Raw genomic sequence first — 17,205 nt, 5'->3', positions numbered from 1 at the left:
TCATGTCATATATTATACTCCGATCATTATTTTTTTGAACGCAATTATCTTAATAAAACACTATAGGTAATATTCTCTTTTCGTTCAGAAAGAATGAAGTATTGTTTTTATAACAATTTATAAGCTATCTCAGCCTTTTTATATCAACGTTGGTTCATTTAATATAGCCGCAAGCATTTTAAATTATAATATGGAGTTGAAATATAAAAATATAAATTTTAAAAAAGACTATGCTCTTTATTCCCCAACTTTTTCCTGCAAAACTGATCCGCCGTTATAAACGTTTTCTTGCTGATGTTAAACAGAATGACCAGCAGGCTTTTACCGTATCGGTTCCTAATACAGGATCGATGCTTGGATTAACAACTTCTAACTCTAATATATGGCTTTCATATAATAATAACCCCAAACGAAAATACGCATATCAATTAGAAATTGTCGAAGCAAATAATACTTTAGTGGGAATCAATACAACTTTACCTAACAAATTGGCATTAGAAGCAATACAAAATGGATTACTACCAGAATTAAGCGAATATAAAACAATCTTAAAGGAACAACGCTACGGAACACATTCACGCATTGACTTTCTTTTGCATGATGACCTTCTCCCAGATTGTTATTTAGAAGTCAAAAATGTTCATTTCATTCGTCAAAAAGGATTGGCAGAATTTCCTGACACCGAAACGAAACGTGGTGCACGACATCTTGAAGAGCTAATAAAAATTGTACAACAAGGAAAACGAGCTGTTATGCTTTATATAATTCAACGAGAAGATTGCTCAGCTTTCACAATTTGTCATGATCTTGATCCCATCTATGGACGTAAATTTGATTTAGCATTAAAATCAGGGGTAGAATTTTATGCTATAAAGTGTCACGTAAGTGTAGAAGGTATTTTTCCGATTCAGCGCGTGAATATAGAAAATAGAAAAAACAATGATTGAATATATTGAGTATAATAAAACACCCTTACAGTTTAACGGACAAATTCGTATTTTTGATGATTATGCTTTTGCTAAAATGCGTGAAGTTGGTCGTATTGCTGCGGAATGTCTTGATGCACTTGCAGATATCATTAAACCTGGACTGACTACACAAGAAATTGATGATTTTGTTTTCACTTTTGGAGCAAGACGAGGTGCTCTTCCTGCTGATCTTAATTATCATGGATACAGCCATTCATGCTGTACATCCATCAACCACGTCGTATGCCATGGTATACCTAATAAAAGACCTCTACAAGAAGGCGACATCGTTAATGTTGATGTAACTTTCATTCTAGATGGTTGGCATGGGGATTCGAGCCGCATGTATCCTGTTGGAAAAATTAGACGTGCTGCAGAACGTCTCCTAAAAATAACCTATGAAAGTCTTATGAAAGGAATTTCTGTCGTTAAACCTGGAGCAACCACAGGTGATATTGGAGCTGCTATACAGCAATATGCAGAATCTGAACGATGCTCAGTTGTACGAGATTTTTGTGGACATGGAATTGGGCAGCTTTTTCATGATGCTCCCAATATTCTTCATTATGGAAACCTTGGAGAAGGAGTAGAATTAAAACAAGGTATGATGTTTACCATTGAGCCGATGATTAACCTTGGAAAACCACAAGTTAAAATTTTATCTGATGGTTGGACTGCTGTTACACGTGATCGCTCTCTCACTGCACAATATGAACATACACTCGGTGTTACAAGTGAAGGATATGAAATATTTACGCAATCTCCTAAAGATATTTTTTATATTCCAAATTCAGATAGTAAAATATAATGTAGAAATATGATGGATAAAAAATTAAATAAAAAGGGAGAGATACAAAGCAATCATTTTGCATTAACATCAAGTTCTCCACCTACTCCAATACAAGAAGGAGAAAGTGGAAAGCTTAAAAAATATTCACAAAACCATAAACATTATCAAGGACATCGTGAACGTCTTCGGAAACGTTATTTAAAATCAAAAGGAAATGCAATTGAAGATTATGAATATCTTGAATTGTTGCTTTTTCGTACGATACCTCGAGCAAATACAAAACCAATAGCTAAAAATTTAATAGCACATTTTGGTTCGTTAGCAGATGTATTAGGCGCTGATATTCACCGACTGCAAGAGATTGAAGGATGTGGGCCAGCGACTGCAATTGATTTGAAAATTATTGCAGATGTTGCTGGGCGTCTTGCTCGTGCAGAATTATTTAAACGTGATATTTTTTCCTCATGGGATAAGGTATTAGCTTATTGCAAAGCTGTCATGGCTCATGAAACACGAGAACAGTTTCGTATTTTATTTCTTGATAAGAAAAACGGTTTGCTTGCTGATGAAGTGCAACAAACTGGAACTATTGATCATACCCCTGTTTATCCTCGTGAAGTTATTATGCGTGCTTTAGAATTATCCGCATCAGGACTTATCTTAGTTCATAATCATCCTTCTGGAGATTCTACACCATCTAATGCTGATATAACAATGACACATCGAATAAAAGACGCGGCCAATGCATTAGGTATTACCATTCATGATCATCTTATTATTGCACGAAACAACCACACCAGCTTTAAAGCATTAAAACTTATATGAATTCTTTTGGATAAATAAAAATTATAATTATTCATAGCGAATCAATTTTCTAAATCAATATCTAATATAGCCATCGAGAAATTATATGATAATTCACCTTCTTCTTCATCTCGATAGATAACACCTAAAAACTCTTCTCCAATATAAACCTCACAAGAATCATCCTTTTTAGGTCGTGCTCTTACTTGTAATGCTGAATTTTGGAATGTTTTTTTTAAAAAATTATCAAGTTTTCTTATCTCATCAACATTCACTCTGCTCTCCTATCCTATTTATTAAGATTCTTAGCGTAATTTCTTTTTTACTAAATAAGAAACGCCTCATAATTCTATACAAAACTTTACTCTTAAATCTTTGTTTATGTGATCTTTTCTTTAAAAAGCATTTTTTCTTAGCATCTTTAGCAAGAATCTTCTACTAAACGAGTCTATTTTTATTTAACACACCGTATAGCTTAAAAAGTAAAAAAACAGCTATAAAACTATAAGCTTTTAATAATTATCACTTTATTTTCAATTTTAGTGTTTGCGCTTACAAACATATTTCGACAAAATATTGATCAATTATTTATAGTTTGTCTCTTTTTTAAAAGCAGAATGTTATAACATAAAGGATTTTCCTTTATGTTTTCTTTTTAATCACCAAGACTAAAAGATAATTCTTCCCCCAATTACTATTATAATATATTTATGCAAATGACAAAAAACGCTCTCCTTAAGCAATATATAAAATAAATTTATGAAAGCCTTACTACCCCCGTTTATCTTTGTGCAAAATTTACATCATAAAAATATTGGATCTTTTTGCCAACTTAAAAAACGACCATTACTTTATACAATAGGATATCGAGAAAGAAAATCGATAACCCCTTTTTTATAAACCTTATCCCCTACAGCAAGCATATGATCTCGATCTGGAATTGATAAGGATTCTCCACAGGGCAATAGTGCTGCTAATGGTTCTGCTTCACCACCAATTTCATCTAGTGAACCAACCGCAACAAGTGCAGGTTGTTTAATTTTATAAATCTCAGATGCTGTTAATTCTTGTTTTGATGTTATGATACAAGCTGCGAGAGCACGTCTATCACTTTTCGTTTGCTCAGCAAATTTACGAAACATCAAACCACGTGGGTTGGTAATAGTAGAAATATCTTTTGCTAAAAGAGCTTCAGCAACGGGTTCCCAACTTCCTGCTCCTGTTACCATACCAATGCCTAAACCACCAAAAATAACGCTATGTACAAAAGTTGGATAAAAAAGAGCCATAAATGCACTAATCCGAGCTCCCATAGAATATCCCATAACATGAACTTTGGATAATTCTAAATGCTGTAATAATTTCACCGCATCTTCAGCCATAGCTTTCGGCTTATAAAAACAAGGATCGTAACTTTTTACCGAATCTCCATGTCCACGATTATCAAGAGCAATCACTCGATATCCTGCTTCAGTAAGGGTACGAAACCAACTTGTTGCATACCAATTTACTCGCGCAGAAGATCCAAAACCATGAATCAATAAAATAGGCGGCCCCTGCCCTTCTTCTCGATAAGCAAATCGCAAACCATCATATTCAAAAAAACGAAGATCTTCAGCTGTCATTTTTACTCTCTTTACACTCTCCACAGAGTGTAGGATGAATAACACGTTGTCCTTTTTCTATCTGTTTTCCAGAAACTTCACCAGCATTAATTTCAAGCACAAAGCTTGCTGGGACTTCTGATGAAATGGTGTCCGTTGAAAATGGCGAGGTATTTTCAACAATCGAAACAACAACTCCCTCAGAATTTAAAAAAACCATATCTAAAGGTAAAGATGTATTTGCCATCCACATAAACATTTTTTTCTTATCATTGATTCCATTGTTTGCCTGTTGTTTAAAAAGCATTGCATAGTCACGCGGAAAATATGTGCGATACATTAGACCAGCTTTTGCTTGAGATGGCGTGAAAGCAAGCTCTACCTTATAAAAAAACGTCCCCTTCTTTGTTTGTATTTTTAAAGGGACCGGATCAATAGGAAGTTCCATAGGCTTTTGTGCTACAGCGAGATTAAATTTTAACATAAAAAACAGCACAAATAGGATAATATACCTCTTTTTGAAAAGTATTTTTATCTTCATACATAAATCACTCTTGAAAGCTTTATTGCTAAAATAAAAAATAAAATCGTTGCTTTTTATCACTTTTTGCAAATGTAAAATCTCATTATCTTATGAGTTTTCTTGACTATTTTATAGATATATTCTCTCTTGTACATAATTTGTTTTATAAGCTATTATGCTTGATAGCTCTACAAATATTATTCTTTTTTAAAAGAAGATTTAAAAAGATATTGTATCAATAAGGAAATTTAATGCGTGGAAGAAAATGGAATCCCTATATCAGGATAGATCTCGGCTGTCATTAAACCTTTTTCTCCTTTACCAAAACGTACAAGAACAACTTGACCAGAACGAAGCTCTGCTAAACCAAAGCGACGCAATGTTTCCATATGAATAAAAATATCTTCTGTTCCTTGCCCACGACTAAGAAAACCAAAACCTTTATCACGATTAAACCACTTAACAATTGCGCGTTCTAAACCACTCTCTGGAGTAACCACGACATGTGTACGTACAGGAACCTCAGAGGGATGAACAGCTGATGAATAATCTATAGATTTCACCTGAACACACTTTAACCCTCGCTCAGTTTTTTCAACAATACAAACGACTTTAGCACCCTCTAAAGCTGTTTGAAAGCCATCCCTGCGCATCACTGTTACATGTAATAATATATCAGGTAAATTAGGTAAATCAGGTACAATAAATCCGTACCCTTTACTTCCATCAAACCACTTAATGACACCACTGATTTCAATAATTTCACCACAAGCACCTATACTGTCTTCAGACAGGGAATAATCCTTTAATGTATCCTTACTTGCCATAATAAAATGTAATCCTGTAGGTCTAAATTGCACGATATTGATTCTAAGCCCCAAGTAAACATTGCTCTTATATCAACACGCAAGCCCCAAGATTAAGATTTCCCCATATTGTCGCATTTTTTGTGTTAATATCATCTTTTATTAGTATTTGGTCGTCAGCTTGATATATTTTACAACATTACTCGCAATGACAAAATGTTTTACACATAATGATATTTTTATTCATCTTAAAACTTGCATGATAAGAAAGTTCAAGATAATCTGAAAAAATGACAACAGTAAATAATGAAGGAAGGTATGTAATGCGATTAAGGAAATTCCTAGCTACACTCGTAGCTATAATGGCTCTTGTAACAAATGTTTGTGCAAGTGAGCCTATCAAAATCGGTGTTTACCTTCCGCTAAGTGGTCAGAATGCATTTGGGGGGCAACTTGAAATTAGAGGCATACAGTTAGCACATAAAAAAGTTCCAGAAATATTAGGACGTAAAGTAGAGCTTATTGTTATTGATAACAAATCTGATAAAGTGGAAGCTGCTAATGCTGTGATGCGCTTAACGGCAAGCGATAAAGTAAATGGAATCATAGGGAGTTATGGTTCCTCCCTCTCTTTAGCGGGTGGAGAAATATCTGAAAAAGAAAAGACTCCCACTATTGCAACCTCCTCAACAAATCCACTTGTTACACAAAATAAAAAATATTACTTCCGTGCTTGCTTTATTGATTCTTACCAAGGTGTAGGAATTGCAACTTACGCAATTCAAACTTTACACGCAAAAAAGGCCGCTATACTCAAAGATATCTCATCTGATTACGCGATCGGTCTTGCAAGTTATTTTGCACGTGCTTTTAAAAAATTAGGTGGTGAAGTTATCTCAAATTTAAACTATAATTCTGGAGATCAAGATTTTTCAGCTGTTCTCACACAAATTATAGCACAAAAACCTGATATTTTATTCATTCCTGCCTATTTTTCTGAAGGAGCTATTATCATGAAACAAGCCCATGAATTAGGTGCAAAGTTTCAAATTATAGGAGGAGATGCAATGGATAATCCAGAAACGATTACAATTGCAGGAAAAGCTGCAGAAGGCTTTTTACACACAACACTTCCCTATAGTGAAGATATGCCTAATATGTCAAAAGCAGCGCAAGAGTTCACAAAAGAATGGAGAGAAGCTTATCCAGATAAAGAACCAAATATCAATTCTGTTTTAGGCTATACAAGTTATATGATGTTTATGAAAGCTATTGAAAATGCTGGTAGCGCTGATCGTGAAAAAATTACTATAGAGCTCAGCAAATTAAAAGATTTTCAAACCCCCTTTGGTGAGATGACTATGGATAAAAACCATAATCCTGAAATTCCTATTGGTATAATTCAAATACAAGGTGGAAAGCGCGTCTATTTAGATGAAGTAAAACCTGCTTTTTAAAAAAAACAAATTTTGCTAATCAAATGCACAAAAAATTGGTTGAGATTATTTTATCAACTAAAATATAAAAGTTTTTTATTTCATCTTACATAAATAAGCAGATTGGGAAGGATAAGAGATGAGCAATGAAATGTTCATCCAGTATTTTTTTAATGCACTGGCACTGGGATCTCTTTATGGACTTATCGCTATTGGTTATACCATGGTCTATGGTATATTAAGGCTCATTAATTTTGCTCATGGTGATATCTTTATGCTGGGGGCATATTTCGTTTTCTTTTCCACAATTAGCTTTATGCCTGCTTGGGCTGCTATTCTTCTCATATTACTGGCTATTCTTATTTATTACTCAGTTTTTATAGGGTTTAAAAAACGACCTAAAGCTTATTGGATTATTGTTTTTTTTAGTCTTGTGTTGGGATTTTTCTATTATTTTAAAATTTCTCCTCAAGATTTTATGCCAAGTTGGATTCTAGCTCTCCTTTTTTCAATTTTTATTACAAGTGCGGTTGGCATTACAGTTGATCAACTAGCCTATAAGCCTTTACGGCATGCTCCACGTATATCTGCGCTTATCGGTGCAATAGGTGTTTCTTTTTTCATTGAAAATCTTTCTACTGTGCTTTTTAGTGGCGTCCCTAAAGGTGTTAAACAACCAGACTTTCTTGTAATACCGTTCCTATGGCATTTAGAATCAGGAGCGGAAAGAGTTATTAGAATTACTCCCATGTCTTTGATTGTTCCCACAGTTTCCTTTATTCTTATTGTATTATTGTTGTGGATTATTCATAAAACAAAGCCTGGTCTTGCTATGCGTGCGATTTCACACGACATTGAAACAACGCGTTTAATGGGGGTTTCTGTCAATAAAGTCATTGCATTTACATTTGGTATAGGTTCAGCGCTCGCTGCTATTGCAGGTATTATGTGGTCTCTACGCTATCCACAAATTCACCCTTACATGGGGATTTTGCCAGGATTAAAAGCATTTATTGCTGCTGTTATTGGGGGGATTGGCTCAATTCCAGGAGCAATGTTGGGAGGCTTATTATTAGGATTTATTGAAATTATGATGGTTGCATTTTTTCCTGCTTTATCCGGATATCGAGATGCCTTTGCTTTTGTTCTATTGATTCTGATTTTATTGGTGATGCCTACCGGTTTAATGGGCAAGAAAAATCAGGAGAAAATTTAATGCCAAAGTCAGTGACAACTTTTCTATCGTGTATCAGTATTTTAGCTCTTATTAGTTTTTTATTTTATGCTGATAATCACTTCAATGATTATACACTTCGTATTATTAACCTTATTGCGATTAATGCAATCTTAGCAATTTCTCTTAATTTAATTTATGGTTTTACAGGTATGTTTTCTCTTGGACATGCTGGTTTTATGGCTATTGGTGCTTATGTATGTGCCATTTTACTTCTTTCACCTGAACAAAAAGAAATGATGTGGATTCTCGAGCCTATAGCTGAGCCATTGCTCCATTTGCAATTACCTTTTTTTGTATCTGTTATTATAAGTGGGCTGTGTGCTGCAATTGTAGGTCTATTGATTGCCATCCCAATATTACGTCTTGGTGGTGATTACCTTGGAATTGCAACATTAGGTTTTGCAGAAATTATTCGCATTATTATTACAAACGCGACATCTCTCACAAATGGTTCTTTAGGAATCAAAGGTATTCCACAAAGTGCTACATTATGGTGGAACTATGGTTGGTTGGCCTTTACAGTTATCTTCATTATTCTCTTATTGCAAAGCAATACTGGAAACGTACTGCGTGCTGTTCGAGATGATGAAATTGCTGCAAAAACAATGGGTATTAACGCTTTTTTCTACCGCAGCTTTTCTTTTACAGTCGGGGCCTTTTTTGCAGGTGTAGGAGGAGCGTTAATGGCTGCTCTTATTTCAACGATTGATCCAAAAATGTTTAATTTTCTTCTCACCTTTAACATTTTAATGATTGTTGTTGCTGGCGGTCTTGGATCGATTACAGGAAGTATCATTGGAAGCATTATTATTACAGTTATGCTTGAATGGCTTCGTATTATTGAAAGCCCATTTAACTTAGGTTCTATCTCTGTTCCAGAGATACCAGGGCTCCGTATGGTTGTTTTTTCTCTGTTATTGCTTTTCATTATCTTATTTTGGAGAAAAGGGTTAATGGGACAACGTGAATTTTCATGGAATTGTATTTATCGTTTTGTGACACGAAAAAAGCTTTCTAATACTGAGGGCAAGCTATGAACGACATCATTCTTTCACTCAATAATATTGTGATGCGTTTTGGCGGATTGACTGCTGTAAATAATATCAATATGACAATTAAACGGGGAACAATTACTGGATTAATTGGTCCCAATGGTGCTGGAAAGACAACAGTTTTTAATATGATTTCTGGATTTTATGCTCCTACAAGCGGAACCATTCTTTTTGATGAGCAAAGAGTTTCTGGAGAAGCTCCTTATCTTATCTGTCGACGTCATATTGCACGGACATTTCAAAATATTCGCCTTTTTTCAGGTTTGACAGTTCTACAAAATGTTATGGTAGGAGCACATGTGCGCCAAAAATATCCATGGTTTTCTTCTGCTCTATTTTTGCCAAAAGCAATGAAAGAAAAAAAAGAGATTCATAAGAGTGCAATGGAACTTCTTGAGAGATTACAACTTGCTCATCTTGCTCATCAATCTGCAACATCTCTGCCCTATGGTGTACAACGACGTTTAGAAATTGCACGTGCTCTTGCAACAAAACCTAAATTGCTGCTTCTTGATGAGCCTGTTGCTGGTATGAATCCACAAGAAAGCGAAGATCTTAGAAAATTCATAGCAAAAGTACAAAAAGATTTTAACCTTACAATTCTGCTGATAGAACATGATATGAAAGTTGTTATGAGGCTTTGCCAATATATTTGGGTAATGGAATATGGTTGTTGTATTGCTAATGGTACACCCAGTGAAGTTCGTAATAATCCTAAAGTGATTGAAGCTTATCTTGGCGGAGATGTTTATGAATATTCTTAAAATTAAAAACCTTTACGTTTATTATGGTGCCATTAAAGCTGTGCAAAACCTTTCTATGTCTATAAAAAAAGGAAGTATTGTCACTTTAATTGGTGCCAATGGAGCTGGAAAAAGCAGTATTGTACGGTCTATTACAGGGCTTAATCGATCTATTTCTGGGGATATTATTTATAAAGGGGAATCAATTATTAAAAAATCACCAGAGCAGATTTTACGATTAGGTATTGCACTAAGCCCAGAGGGACGGCATATTATGCCTCATTTCACTGTTTTAGAAAATCTTCATCTAGGCGCTTATATTCGTGGTGATAAGTCAGGCATTCGTCGTGATATTGAATGGGTATTTGATCTTTTTCCACGCTTGCGTGAAAGAGCAAAACAGTTAGGAGGGACAATGTCAGGTGGCGAGCAACAAATGCTCGCGGTAGGTCGCGCGCTTATGAGTAATCCTGATATGGTTATATTAGATGAACCATCTCTGGGATTAGCACCACTTCTTGTAAAAGAAATTTTTTCTATTATCCAAAAAATTAATGATATGGGAAAAACTGTTCTTCTTATTGAACAAAATGCATTTGCAGCACTTTCTATTGCAAATTATGCTTATATTCTTGAGGTTGGGCATATTTTATTTCATGGTGAAGGAAAAGCTATGCTTTCTGATCCACGTGTTAAAGAAGCATATCTTGGTGGTTAAAACTATTCTGTTTATTGGAAAGCAAAAATTTTTTCTCTTATTTTAAATAAGAAATACTTTTAAAAGTAGATTACTTTTATAAAAATTTGAGCTTTTTATTATTACACCCACCATTTTTCTGCATTAAAAATACCCGCTTCTTGTTCTATAACATGTGCTATCTGAAAAATAACATCTTCAGAAAAAGGTTTACCAATCAATTGCAATCCCAGTGGTAAGCCATTTTCTGAAAGTCCCGCAGGAACAGAGATTCCTGGTAAGCCTGCCATATTCACGGGCACGGTAAAAATATCATTCAGATACATTGCCATAGTATCATTTTTTATTTTTTTATCAGCAATACCAAAAGCAGATGTTGGTGTTGCTGGTGTAAGGATAGCATCAATACCAGAAGAAAAACATTGGTCAAAATCACGCTTTACAAGTGTACGTACTTTTTGAGCTTTTAAATAATAAGCATCATAATAGCCTGATGAAAGCACATAAGTACCAATTAAAATACGCCGTTTAACTTCATCACCAAAACCAGCCGCACGGGTATTTTCATACATTTCGATGCTATCTTTTCCCGGTATACGCAGACCAAATCGAACACCATCATAACGTGCTAAATTAGAAGATGCTTCTGCAGGAGCAATAATATAGTAAGCAGATAAAGCATATTTTGTATGGGGCAAAGAAACTTCACTTATTTTAGCGCCTGCTTCTTTTAGCCAATTTATTCCTTTTTGCCAAAGTTCCACAATTTCAGAAGACATTCCTTCAAGGTAATATTCTTTTGGAATACCAATTTTCATTCCTTTTATGGATTTCCCAAGAAAATTTTCATAATGAGGAACTGGTACATCAACTGATGTGGAATCTTTTTCATCAAAAGAAGCCATTGATTTAAGTAAAATAGCGCAATCGCGAACGTCTCTAGCAATAGGTCCAGCTTGATCAAGTGAGGAAGCAAAAGCAACAACACCCCACCGTGAACAACGTCCATAAGTTGGTTTTATTCCGACAGTCCCAGTAAATGCTGCTGGTTGACGTATTGAACCACCTGTATCTGTCGCTGTTGCACCAGCACAAATCTGTGCTCCAACAGCAGCTGCAGAACCACCTGAAGAACCACCTGGCACAAGTTTTTCATGAGAACCTTTTTTTCGCCATGGATTTATAACAGAACCATAATATGACGTTTCATTAGAAGATCCCATAGCAAATTCATCCATGTTAAGTTTTCCTAACATAACAGCTCCGTTTTGCCATAAATTACTGGTTACAGTGGATTCATAGTGTGGTTTAAAGCCATCAAGAATACGTGAGCAGGCTTGAGTATGAATACCATATGTCGCAAAAAGATCCTTAATTCCTAGTGGGATTCCTTCTAAGGATCTTCCCTGCCCTTTAGATAAAAGACAATCGGATTCAGCAGCCATTTTTCTTGCTTGTTCTGCTGTTATTGTTACATAAGCATTTAAAATTGGATTGGCCACCTCAATTGCTTTTAAATAAGCTTCCGTTAATTCAGTTGCTTTAATTTCTTTTTTTGTGAGGGCATTGCGTGCTTGTGCAATTGTAAGAGTTGTTAAATCAGTCATAATTGATTCTCAAATTTTTAAAATTTAAAAGTTATTCAATAATTTTTGAGACAAGAAAAAAATTTTCTTCCGTAACAGGTGCATTTGCTACGATATCTGCTGCTTTGTCACCATCTGTGATTTTATCTTCACGCATTCGCAAAGTCATGGGAATCACAGATGTTAATGGTTCAATTTCACTGACATCAATTTCATTTAACTGTTCTGCAAAATCTAAAATGACATTTAGTTCTTTCGTCATATGTTCCACTTCATCATCATGAATAGCAATACGTGCTAAATGTGCAACCTGCTTGACTGTTTTTTGATCAACAGACATACTATGCCTTTCTGCTCTTAAATATTCATTTATTCATATTTTGAATGTACAAAGCCGTGTTTGCAAGCGTAAAAATACGCACAATATAAATAAAAAATCTAGCTTATAAACCTAAAACACTAAAACTTAAATTATAAATACTATGACTATTATTCATATAAATGAAGTTATTAACCATCTTTTACCAAAGCAAACAATAGCAGGTTTAGATTTGGGAACCAAAACAATTGGAATTGCTATTTCTGATAGAGGGCTGACCTTTTCAAATCCACGTCCTGTACTTCAACGAAAAAAGTTTATGATCGATTCTCGCACACTTATACAAATTTTTGATCGTGAAAATGTAGGAGGGATTATCATTGGCTTACCTCTTAACATGAATGGAAGCAGTGGTCCTCGTGTGCAAGCAACGAGAACTTTTGTAAGTAATATGGAAAAATATACAGCAATTCCCTTTGTTTTCTGGGATGAACGTTTATCGACGATTGCAGCAGAACGTTCTCTTTTAGAAATGGATGTATCACGTGCAAAAAGAGTAAGACGTATTGATTCGGCTGCTGCTGCTTTCATATTACAAGGCGCTCTTAACAGGATTCAAAGCCTTCATCATATAGAAGGATAAAGAACATTGAGCAAATGACCTGCATTATAGCGCGCAATCAGCATACCATAGGAAGATCTCCATTGTCCTCCAAGACGACTTTCCATATAAGCATTTGTAACATGTTCCATATCTGTAGAATGAAGTGATGCAGCCGCAGCAGCGTATGCTACTTGTTCTAGGAAGAATCTTCCAGCCCCCTCATTTGCTGATGCCATTTCCCCAGCAGATTTAATAATTTCAATTGTTCTTGGACCTGCAGGCCCAATATCACGAGCAATTTTTTCTAATAACTTCTGAAATAATCCTGGGGCTTTTTCAGCAATAAGAATTGCATCTTTTACCAATTGATTTGCAGAACTATTTCTTACAATTCGCGCAGGCGCATTACACAACATTTGCGATAATGGATTATCCTCTACAAAACTTTCGATTCCAACCTGTGAAATAACTTCACCAACAATGGGTACAACCAATTGGCTCACGTGATAAGCGATAATGGGGGTCATGATTCGTGCAAAAGCTGCTTCAGAACGATCATTTGCAGCATTATCAAATGCGCGCGCTAAACGTAAAACAAGAGCTTGTGCAGCAGCAATATCCAATGCAATATCTGCAAAAATTCGCTCTGTCAGTGGTGGTAAAGGCTGATTGAGCATTTTTTTTCGAAAAAAATCTATACCAAATTGAAGAGCAGCTCGCAAAACACCAGCTGATATAACAGATTGATCAAAACGCATCATTGTTTCGATATCTTTAATGATTTTAAGCCCCTCCCCAGCATTTCCCAAAAGCCAACCATAACTTCCTTGAAAGGCAACAACCCCTTCTGGCGTTAAGGTTTCTCCAGAACGCTGCACTAAATGGCGAATAGATATGCTTCCATTTAATGCACCATTTTCTTGTATGCGTGGAACTAAAAAGCAACTTAAATGACCATCTAATTCTGCACTAACAAGATATCCATCCACTATAGGATTAATAACATTTGTTTTTACGACATTTAAACGATAAAGATCACGCCCCATTTTTTCATCAAAAGAAATCTTTTGAACACTTGAAGCATTGGAAAAATATTTTTCACATTTCTCAACATCGTCAAAAGCACAAGTAAGCGAAGCTGCTTTTTTATTATTAACAGGCTTAGATGATAAATCATATTGACGTGATAAGAGCACATTTTGCCACTTTTTAAAGAGGTCAATATCACTGATTAAGACAGCAATTGCTGCGCTTGTCATAATAACCTCATTCAAATGTCCTGTTTCTAAACTCGCTGATAAAGCCAAGCGAATAGCACGCGCTTGATAACGGACACCATTTTCTGAAGTAGTATTTTCCCAAAGGGAAGTAACCAAGCCGACCTTTCTGGAATATTGTTGAAGTGCTTGATAAGAAGAATGTATCTCTAGTTTTTCTATTGGCTTCCCCCATTTGTCGTTGTAGCGCAATATTGGTCGATAGCGATTCGCTGCAGAGGAAAGCTCCCATGCTTCATAACTTGCCACAAAATCTCCTATTTCTTCAAAACTTGTTAGTAAAAACTTAGGCAGAGTAGAGGCAATACGAAACATAAGCGTATCACTAAGAAATGCATTTTTTCGACGAACATTTTGCGCAGATATGGCACTCATAAGTATCTTCCATTATTTAAATCATTCATATAATAGACTATTTGTCTTTTTGCAGTTAAAAAACCTTTATCATATTCAAACAAATGCTTGTCTAATCTGTTTAGAGAGAGATAAAAAAGAATGCTATGACTCAAGATACTTTTTTTCCGCTTTTCCCCCACCAACATCTTTTAAGTATAAAAGATTTGAGTGTACAAGATCTTACCACATTGCTTGATCGTGCAGATAGCAATATTATTCTTTCTCAAAAAATTGATAAAGTAAAATCTACACTGCATGGGCGCACCCAAATTAATCTCTTCTTTGAAGCTTCCACACGAACACAATCCTCTTTTGAATTAGCCGGTAAACGGTTAGGAGCAAATGTGATCAGTCTGGCTATCAATAATTCATCTGTAAAAAAAGGTGAAACATTAATTGACACGGCTATGACTCTCAATGCAATGAAGCCAGATATACTGGTTATTCGCCATAGCTGTGCCGGAGCTGTTGCTTTATTAGCACAAAAAGTTAATTGTTGTGTCATTAATGCTGGAGATGGTGCCCATGAACATCCAACACAAGCTTTATTAGATGCTCTGACCATTAAAAAGGCTAAAGGCCGTATTGAAGGATTAACAGTTGCAATTTGTGGGGATATCCTACACTCACGTGTGGCACGTTCAAATATTCTCAGTCTTAATGCTTTGGGAGCACGTGTTCGTGCTGTAGCTCCTTCAACACTTTTGCCTACAAGAATAGCCGATATGAGTGTAGAAGTTTTTAACACAATGAAAGAAGGCATTAAAGATGCAGATGTCATCATGATGCTACGCTTACAACATGAACGTATGACAGGTTCCTTTATTCCCTCCATTCGTGAATATTTTCATTACTTCGGTTTACATAAAGACAATTTGGTTTATGCCAAAAACGATTGCATTATTCTACATCCTGGACCAATTAACCGTGGTATAGAAATCGCATCTGACATAGCAGACGGACCACAAAGTATGATTCATACACAAGTAGAAATGGGAATCGCTGTCCGTATGGCTGTCATGGAAGCTTTAATGGATTCACGTTTTCAAACCCGTGGAGAGAAAAAATGACAAAACCTTGTGTTTTTCAAAATGCTCGTATCATTGACCCTTCACGTGCAATTGATGAAATCGGTACAGTTATTATTGAAAATGGTTTGATTATGGCCACTGGAAAAGAGGCTTTAAATCAAGGAATCCCTGAAGGAGCAGAAGTTATTAATGCACAAAACAAAGCAATTCTTCCTGGTCTTGTTGATGCCCGCGTTTTTGTGGGAGAACTAGGAAATGAACAGCGTGAAACTTTTGCTTCAGCAAGCCAATCAGCAGCAGCAGGTGGTATTACATCCTTCCTTATGATGCCGAATACAAATTCAATTATTGATAACGTAACACTTGTTCAATTCATCACGCATATAGCAAAAGAAATCTCATCTGTTAATGTTTATCCTGTTGCTGCAATCACTCAAGGTTTCAATGGACAAACAATAGCTGAATTTGGCTTACTCAAAGAAGCAGGAGCAGTTGCTTTTAGTGAAGGAAAAAACACACTTCAAAATTCATCTGTTATGCGGCGTGCAATGACTTATGCACGCGATTTTGATGCTCTATTGATGCATGAAACACAAGATAAAGACCTTACAGAAAAAGGTGTTATGAATGAAGGTTTACTGGCAAGTTGGCTTGGTCTTTCTGGAATTCCTCGTGAAGCAGAAGTCATTCCACTTGAAAGAGATTTGCGACTAGCAGCTTTAACACAAACACGCTATCATGCTGCTCAAATATCAACAGCAATGTCTGTAGAAGCCCTCCGTTTAGGAAAACAACGAAGTACCAAGATTTCAGCAGGTGTATCTATTAATCACTTATCTCTTAATGAAAATGATATTGCTCAATATCGCACTTCCTTTCATCTCATGCCTCCATTACGCTCAGAAGAAGATCGTATAGCAATGATTGAAGCAGTAAAAGATGGAACGGTGGATATTATTGTTTCTTCTCATGATCCTCAAAGTATGGATACAAAAAATTTACCATTTAATGACGCACCAGCAGGTGCTATTGGTATGGAAACCTTATTGAGTGCTGCTTTACGCCTTTATCATAATGGAGCTATATCTCTTTTACGACTTACTGAGCTTTTATCAACGACACCTGCAAAACTTTTTGGACTCAATGCAGGAACACTTAAGAAAGGTGCTCCAGCAGACCTGATCTTAGTTGATCTTGATGAACCATGGATTGTATCGACAGAAAAGCTGTATTCACGTTCAAAAAATACACCTTTTGAAAATGCACGCTTTCAGGGACGTGTTCTCCAAACCTTTGTTAAAGGAGAAGTCGTTTTTAAACTTAATCCATAAA

18 protein-coding genes are annotated in these 17,205 nt (G+C 35.6%); 11 read left to right on the top strand and 7 right to left on the bottom strand.

What is annotated here, in order from left to right:
- The first annotated feature begins 230 nt into the window (after positions 1-230).
- The 3 genes from sfsA to radC are packed head-to-tail and all read left to right on the top strand — an operon-like array spanning position 231 to position 2,583.
- Positions 231-947, top strand: coding sequence for a DNA/RNA nuclease SfsA (gene sfsA, locus K3248_RS03900; RefSeq protein WP_220717038.1), 717 nt, complete (start codon positions 231-233; stop codon positions 945-947).
- Positions 940-1,776, top strand: coding sequence for a type I methionyl aminopeptidase (map, locus tag K3248_RS03895; protein ID WP_220717037.1), 837 nt, complete (start codon positions 940-942; stop codon positions 1,774-1,776). Before sfsA ends, map begins: the two co-directional genes overlap by 8 nt.
- Before the next feature lie 12 nt (positions 1,777-1,788).
- A complete protein-coding gene (gene radC, locus K3248_RS03890; protein WP_220717036.1) occupies positions 1,789-2,583 on the top strand; it encodes a RadC family protein in 795 nt (264 codons plus the stop codon).
- Positions 2,584-2,624: 41 nt separating this feature from the next.
- On the opposite strand, the gene K3248_RS03885 is transcribed toward radC, so the two are convergent.
- From K3248_RS03885 to K3248_RS03870, 4 genes are all read right to left on the bottom strand, one after another.
- Positions 2,625-2,837, bottom strand: a complete 213-nt coding sequence (locus tag K3248_RS03885) for a DUF3126 family protein (RefSeq protein WP_220717035.1) — start codon at positions 2,835-2,837, stop codon at positions 2,625-2,627.
- Between the two features lie 576 nt (positions 2,838-3,413).
- Positions 3,414-4,187 carry an alpha/beta fold hydrolase gene (locus K3248_RS03880; RefSeq protein ID WP_220717034.1) on the bottom strand — a complete coding sequence of 258 codons (774 nt, stop codon included), beginning with the start codon at positions 4,185-4,187 and terminating at the stop codon, positions 3,414-3,416.
- The gene (locus K3248_RS03875) at positions 4,177-4,650 is read right to left on the bottom strand and encodes a DUF192 domain-containing protein (RefSeq protein ID WP_246588265.1); all 474 of its coding nucleotides are present in this window, start codon (positions 4,648-4,650) and stop codon (positions 4,177-4,179) included. Before K3248_RS03875 ends, K3248_RS03880 begins: the two co-directional genes overlap by 11 nt.
- Positions 4,651-4,937: 287 nt before the next feature.
- Complete coding sequence (locus K3248_RS03870; RefSeq protein ID WP_220717032.1) at positions 4,938-5,516, bottom strand: cold-shock protein; 579 nt, start codon at positions 5,514-5,516, stop codon at positions 4,938-4,940.
- A gap of 302 nt (positions 5,517-5,818) precedes the next feature.
- On the opposite strand from K3248_RS03870, the gene K3248_RS03865 reads away from it, so the two are divergent.
- The 5 genes from K3248_RS03865 (at position 5,819) to K3248_RS03845 (ending at position 10,681) form a co-directional block, all read left to right on the top strand.
- A complete protein-coding gene (locus K3248_RS03865; RefSeq protein ID WP_220717030.1) occupies positions 5,819-6,952 on the top strand; it encodes an ABC transporter substrate-binding protein in 1,134 nt (377 codons plus the stop codon).
- Positions 6,953-7,070: 118 nt separating this feature from the next.
- Positions 7,071-8,147, top strand: a complete 1,077-nt coding sequence (locus K3248_RS03860; protein ID WP_220717029.1) for a branched-chain amino acid ABC transporter permease — start codon at positions 7,071-7,073, stop codon at positions 8,145-8,147.
- Positions 8,147-9,205: a branched-chain amino acid ABC transporter permease gene (locus K3248_RS03855; protein ID WP_220717027.1), complete on the top strand. Its 1,059-nt coding sequence runs from the start codon at positions 8,147-8,149 to the stop codon at positions 9,203-9,205. Before K3248_RS03860 ends, K3248_RS03855 begins: the two co-directional genes overlap by 1 nt.
- On the top strand, positions 9,202-9,984 hold the full coding sequence (locus tag K3248_RS03850; RefSeq protein WP_220717025.1) for an ABC transporter ATP-binding protein: 783 nt from the start codon (positions 9,202-9,204) through the stop codon (positions 9,982-9,984). Before K3248_RS03855 ends, K3248_RS03850 begins: the two co-directional genes overlap by 4 nt.
- On the top strand, positions 9,971-10,681 hold the full coding sequence (locus tag K3248_RS03845; protein ID WP_220717024.1) for an ABC transporter ATP-binding protein: 711 nt from the start codon (positions 9,971-9,973) through the stop codon (positions 10,679-10,681). The genes K3248_RS03850 and K3248_RS03845 overlap by 14 nt, the downstream gene beginning before the upstream one ends.
- Before the next feature lie 101 nt (positions 10,682-10,782).
- Here K3248_RS03845 and gatA read toward each other — a convergent pair whose 3' ends face one another.
- Together gatA and gatC are read right to left on the bottom strand one after the other, a co-directional pair.
- Positions 10,783-12,267, bottom strand: a complete 1,485-nt coding sequence (gene gatA, locus K3248_RS03840) for an Asp-tRNA(Asn)/Glu-tRNA(Gln) amidotransferase subunit GatA (RefSeq protein WP_220717023.1) — start codon at positions 12,265-12,267, stop codon at positions 10,783-10,785.
- Between the two features lie 31 nt (positions 12,268-12,298).
- Positions 12,299-12,586, bottom strand: coding sequence for an Asp-tRNA(Asn)/Glu-tRNA(Gln) amidotransferase subunit GatC (gatC, locus tag K3248_RS03835; protein ID WP_220717022.1), 288 nt, complete (start codon positions 12,584-12,586; stop codon positions 12,299-12,301).
- A 142-nt stretch (positions 12,587-12,728) separates the two neighbouring features.
- Here gatC and ruvX point away from each other — a divergent pair, with 142 nt between their 5' ends.
- The gene (gene ruvX, locus K3248_RS03830; protein WP_220717021.1) at positions 12,729-13,208 is read left to right on the top strand and encodes a Holliday junction resolvase RuvX; all 480 of its coding nucleotides are present in this window, start codon (positions 12,729-12,731) and stop codon (positions 13,206-13,208) included.
- Here the strand turns inward: ruvX and K3248_RS03825 are convergent.
- Entirely contained in the window at positions 13,193-14,821 is a 1,629-nt protein-coding gene (locus K3248_RS03825; protein WP_220717020.1) for an acyl-CoA dehydrogenase family protein, read from the bottom strand. The two genes, ruvX and K3248_RS03825, sit on opposite strands and share 16 nt — an antisense overlap.
- Before the next feature lie 125 nt (positions 14,822-14,946).
- Here K3248_RS03825 and K3248_RS03820 point away from each other — a divergent pair, with 125 nt between their 5' ends.
- Together K3248_RS03820 and K3248_RS03815 are read left to right on the top strand one after the other, a co-directional pair.
- Positions 14,947-15,912 carry an aspartate carbamoyltransferase catalytic subunit gene (locus K3248_RS03820; RefSeq protein WP_220717019.1) on the top strand — a complete coding sequence of 322 codons (966 nt, stop codon included), beginning with the start codon at positions 14,947-14,949 and terminating at the stop codon, positions 15,910-15,912.
- The gene (locus K3248_RS03815; RefSeq protein ID WP_220717018.1) at positions 15,909-17,204 is read left to right on the top strand and encodes a dihydroorotase; all 1,296 of its coding nucleotides are present in this window, start codon (positions 15,909-15,911) and stop codon (positions 17,202-17,204) included. The genes K3248_RS03820 and K3248_RS03815 overlap by 4 nt, the downstream gene beginning before the upstream one ends.
- Position 17,205 lies beyond the last annotated feature (1 nt).

It is taken from the genome of Bartonella raoultii, assembly GCF_019659805.1.
Taxonomy (GTDB): domain Bacteria; phylum Pseudomonadota; class Alphaproteobacteria; order Rhizobiales; family Rhizobiaceae; genus Bartonella; species Bartonella raoultii.
The sequence above is the reverse complement of the archived record's forward strand: the minus strand, read 5'-3'. Positions and strand labels throughout refer to the sequence as shown.

What these genes read in the sequence shown, in the direction of transcription:
- K3248_RS03855 (WP_220717027.1), top strand. Translation starts at nt 8,147, where the DNA reads ATGCCAAAGTCAGTGACAACTTTTCTATCGTGTATCAGTATTTTAGCT.
- K3248_RS03845 (WP_220717024.1), top strand. Translation starts at nt 9,971, where the DNA reads ATGAATATTCTTAAAATTAAAAACCTTTACGTTTATTATGGTGCCATT.
- K3248_RS03850 (WP_220717025.1), top strand. Translation starts at nt 9,202, where the DNA reads ATGAACGACATCATTCTTTCACTCAATAATATTGTGATGCGTTTTGGC.
- K3248_RS03860 (WP_220717029.1), top strand. Translation starts at nt 7,071, where the DNA reads ATGAGCAATGAAATGTTCATCCAGTATTTTTTTAATGCACTGGCACTG.
- K3248_RS03875 (WP_246588265.1), bottom strand. Translation starts at nt 4,650, where the DNA reads ATGTTAAAATTTAATCTCGCTGTAGCACAAAAGCCTATGGAACTTCCT.
- K3248_RS03815 (WP_220717018.1), top strand. Translation starts at nt 15,909, where the DNA reads ATGACAAAACCTTGTGTTTTTCAAAATGCTCGTATCATTGACCCTTCA.
- gatC (WP_220717022.1), bottom strand. Translation starts at nt 12,586, where the DNA reads ATGTCTGTTGATCAAAAAACAGTCAAGCAGGTTGCACATTTAGCACGT.
- K3248_RS03825 (WP_220717020.1), bottom strand. Translation starts at nt 14,821, where the DNA reads ATGAGTGCCATATCTGCGCAAAATGTTCGTCGAAAAAATGCATTTCTT.
- K3248_RS03880 (WP_220717034.1), bottom strand. Translation starts at nt 4,187, where the DNA reads ATGACAGCTGAAGATCTTCGTTTTTTTGAATATGATGGTTTGCGATTT.
- gatA (WP_220717023.1), bottom strand. Translation starts at nt 12,267, where the DNA reads ATGACTGATTTAACAACTCTTACAATTGCACAAGCACGCAATGCCCTC.
- K3248_RS03865 (WP_220717030.1), top strand. Translation starts at nt 5,819, where the DNA reads ATGCGATTAAGGAAATTCCTAGCTACACTCGTAGCTATAATGGCTCTT.
- ruvX (WP_220717021.1), top strand. Translation starts at nt 12,729, where the DNA reads ATGACTATTATTCATATAAATGAAGTTATTAACCATCTTTTACCAAAG.
- map (WP_220717037.1), top strand. Translation starts at nt 940, where the DNA reads ATGATTGAATATATTGAGTATAATAAAACACCCTTACAGTTTAACGGA.
- radC (WP_220717036.1), top strand. Translation starts at nt 1,789, where the DNA reads ATGGATAAAAAATTAAATAAAAAGGGAGAGATACAAAGCAATCATTTT.
- K3248_RS03870 (WP_220717032.1), bottom strand. Translation starts at nt 5,516, where the DNA reads ATGGCAAGTAAGGATACATTAAAGGATTATTCCCTGTCTGAAGACAGT.
- K3248_RS03820 (WP_220717019.1), top strand. Translation starts at nt 14,947, where the DNA reads ATGACTCAAGATACTTTTTTTCCGCTTTTCCCCCACCAACATCTTTTA.
- sfsA (WP_220717038.1), top strand. Translation starts at nt 231, where the DNA reads ATGCTCTTTATTCCCCAACTTTTTCCTGCAAAACTGATCCGCCGTTAT.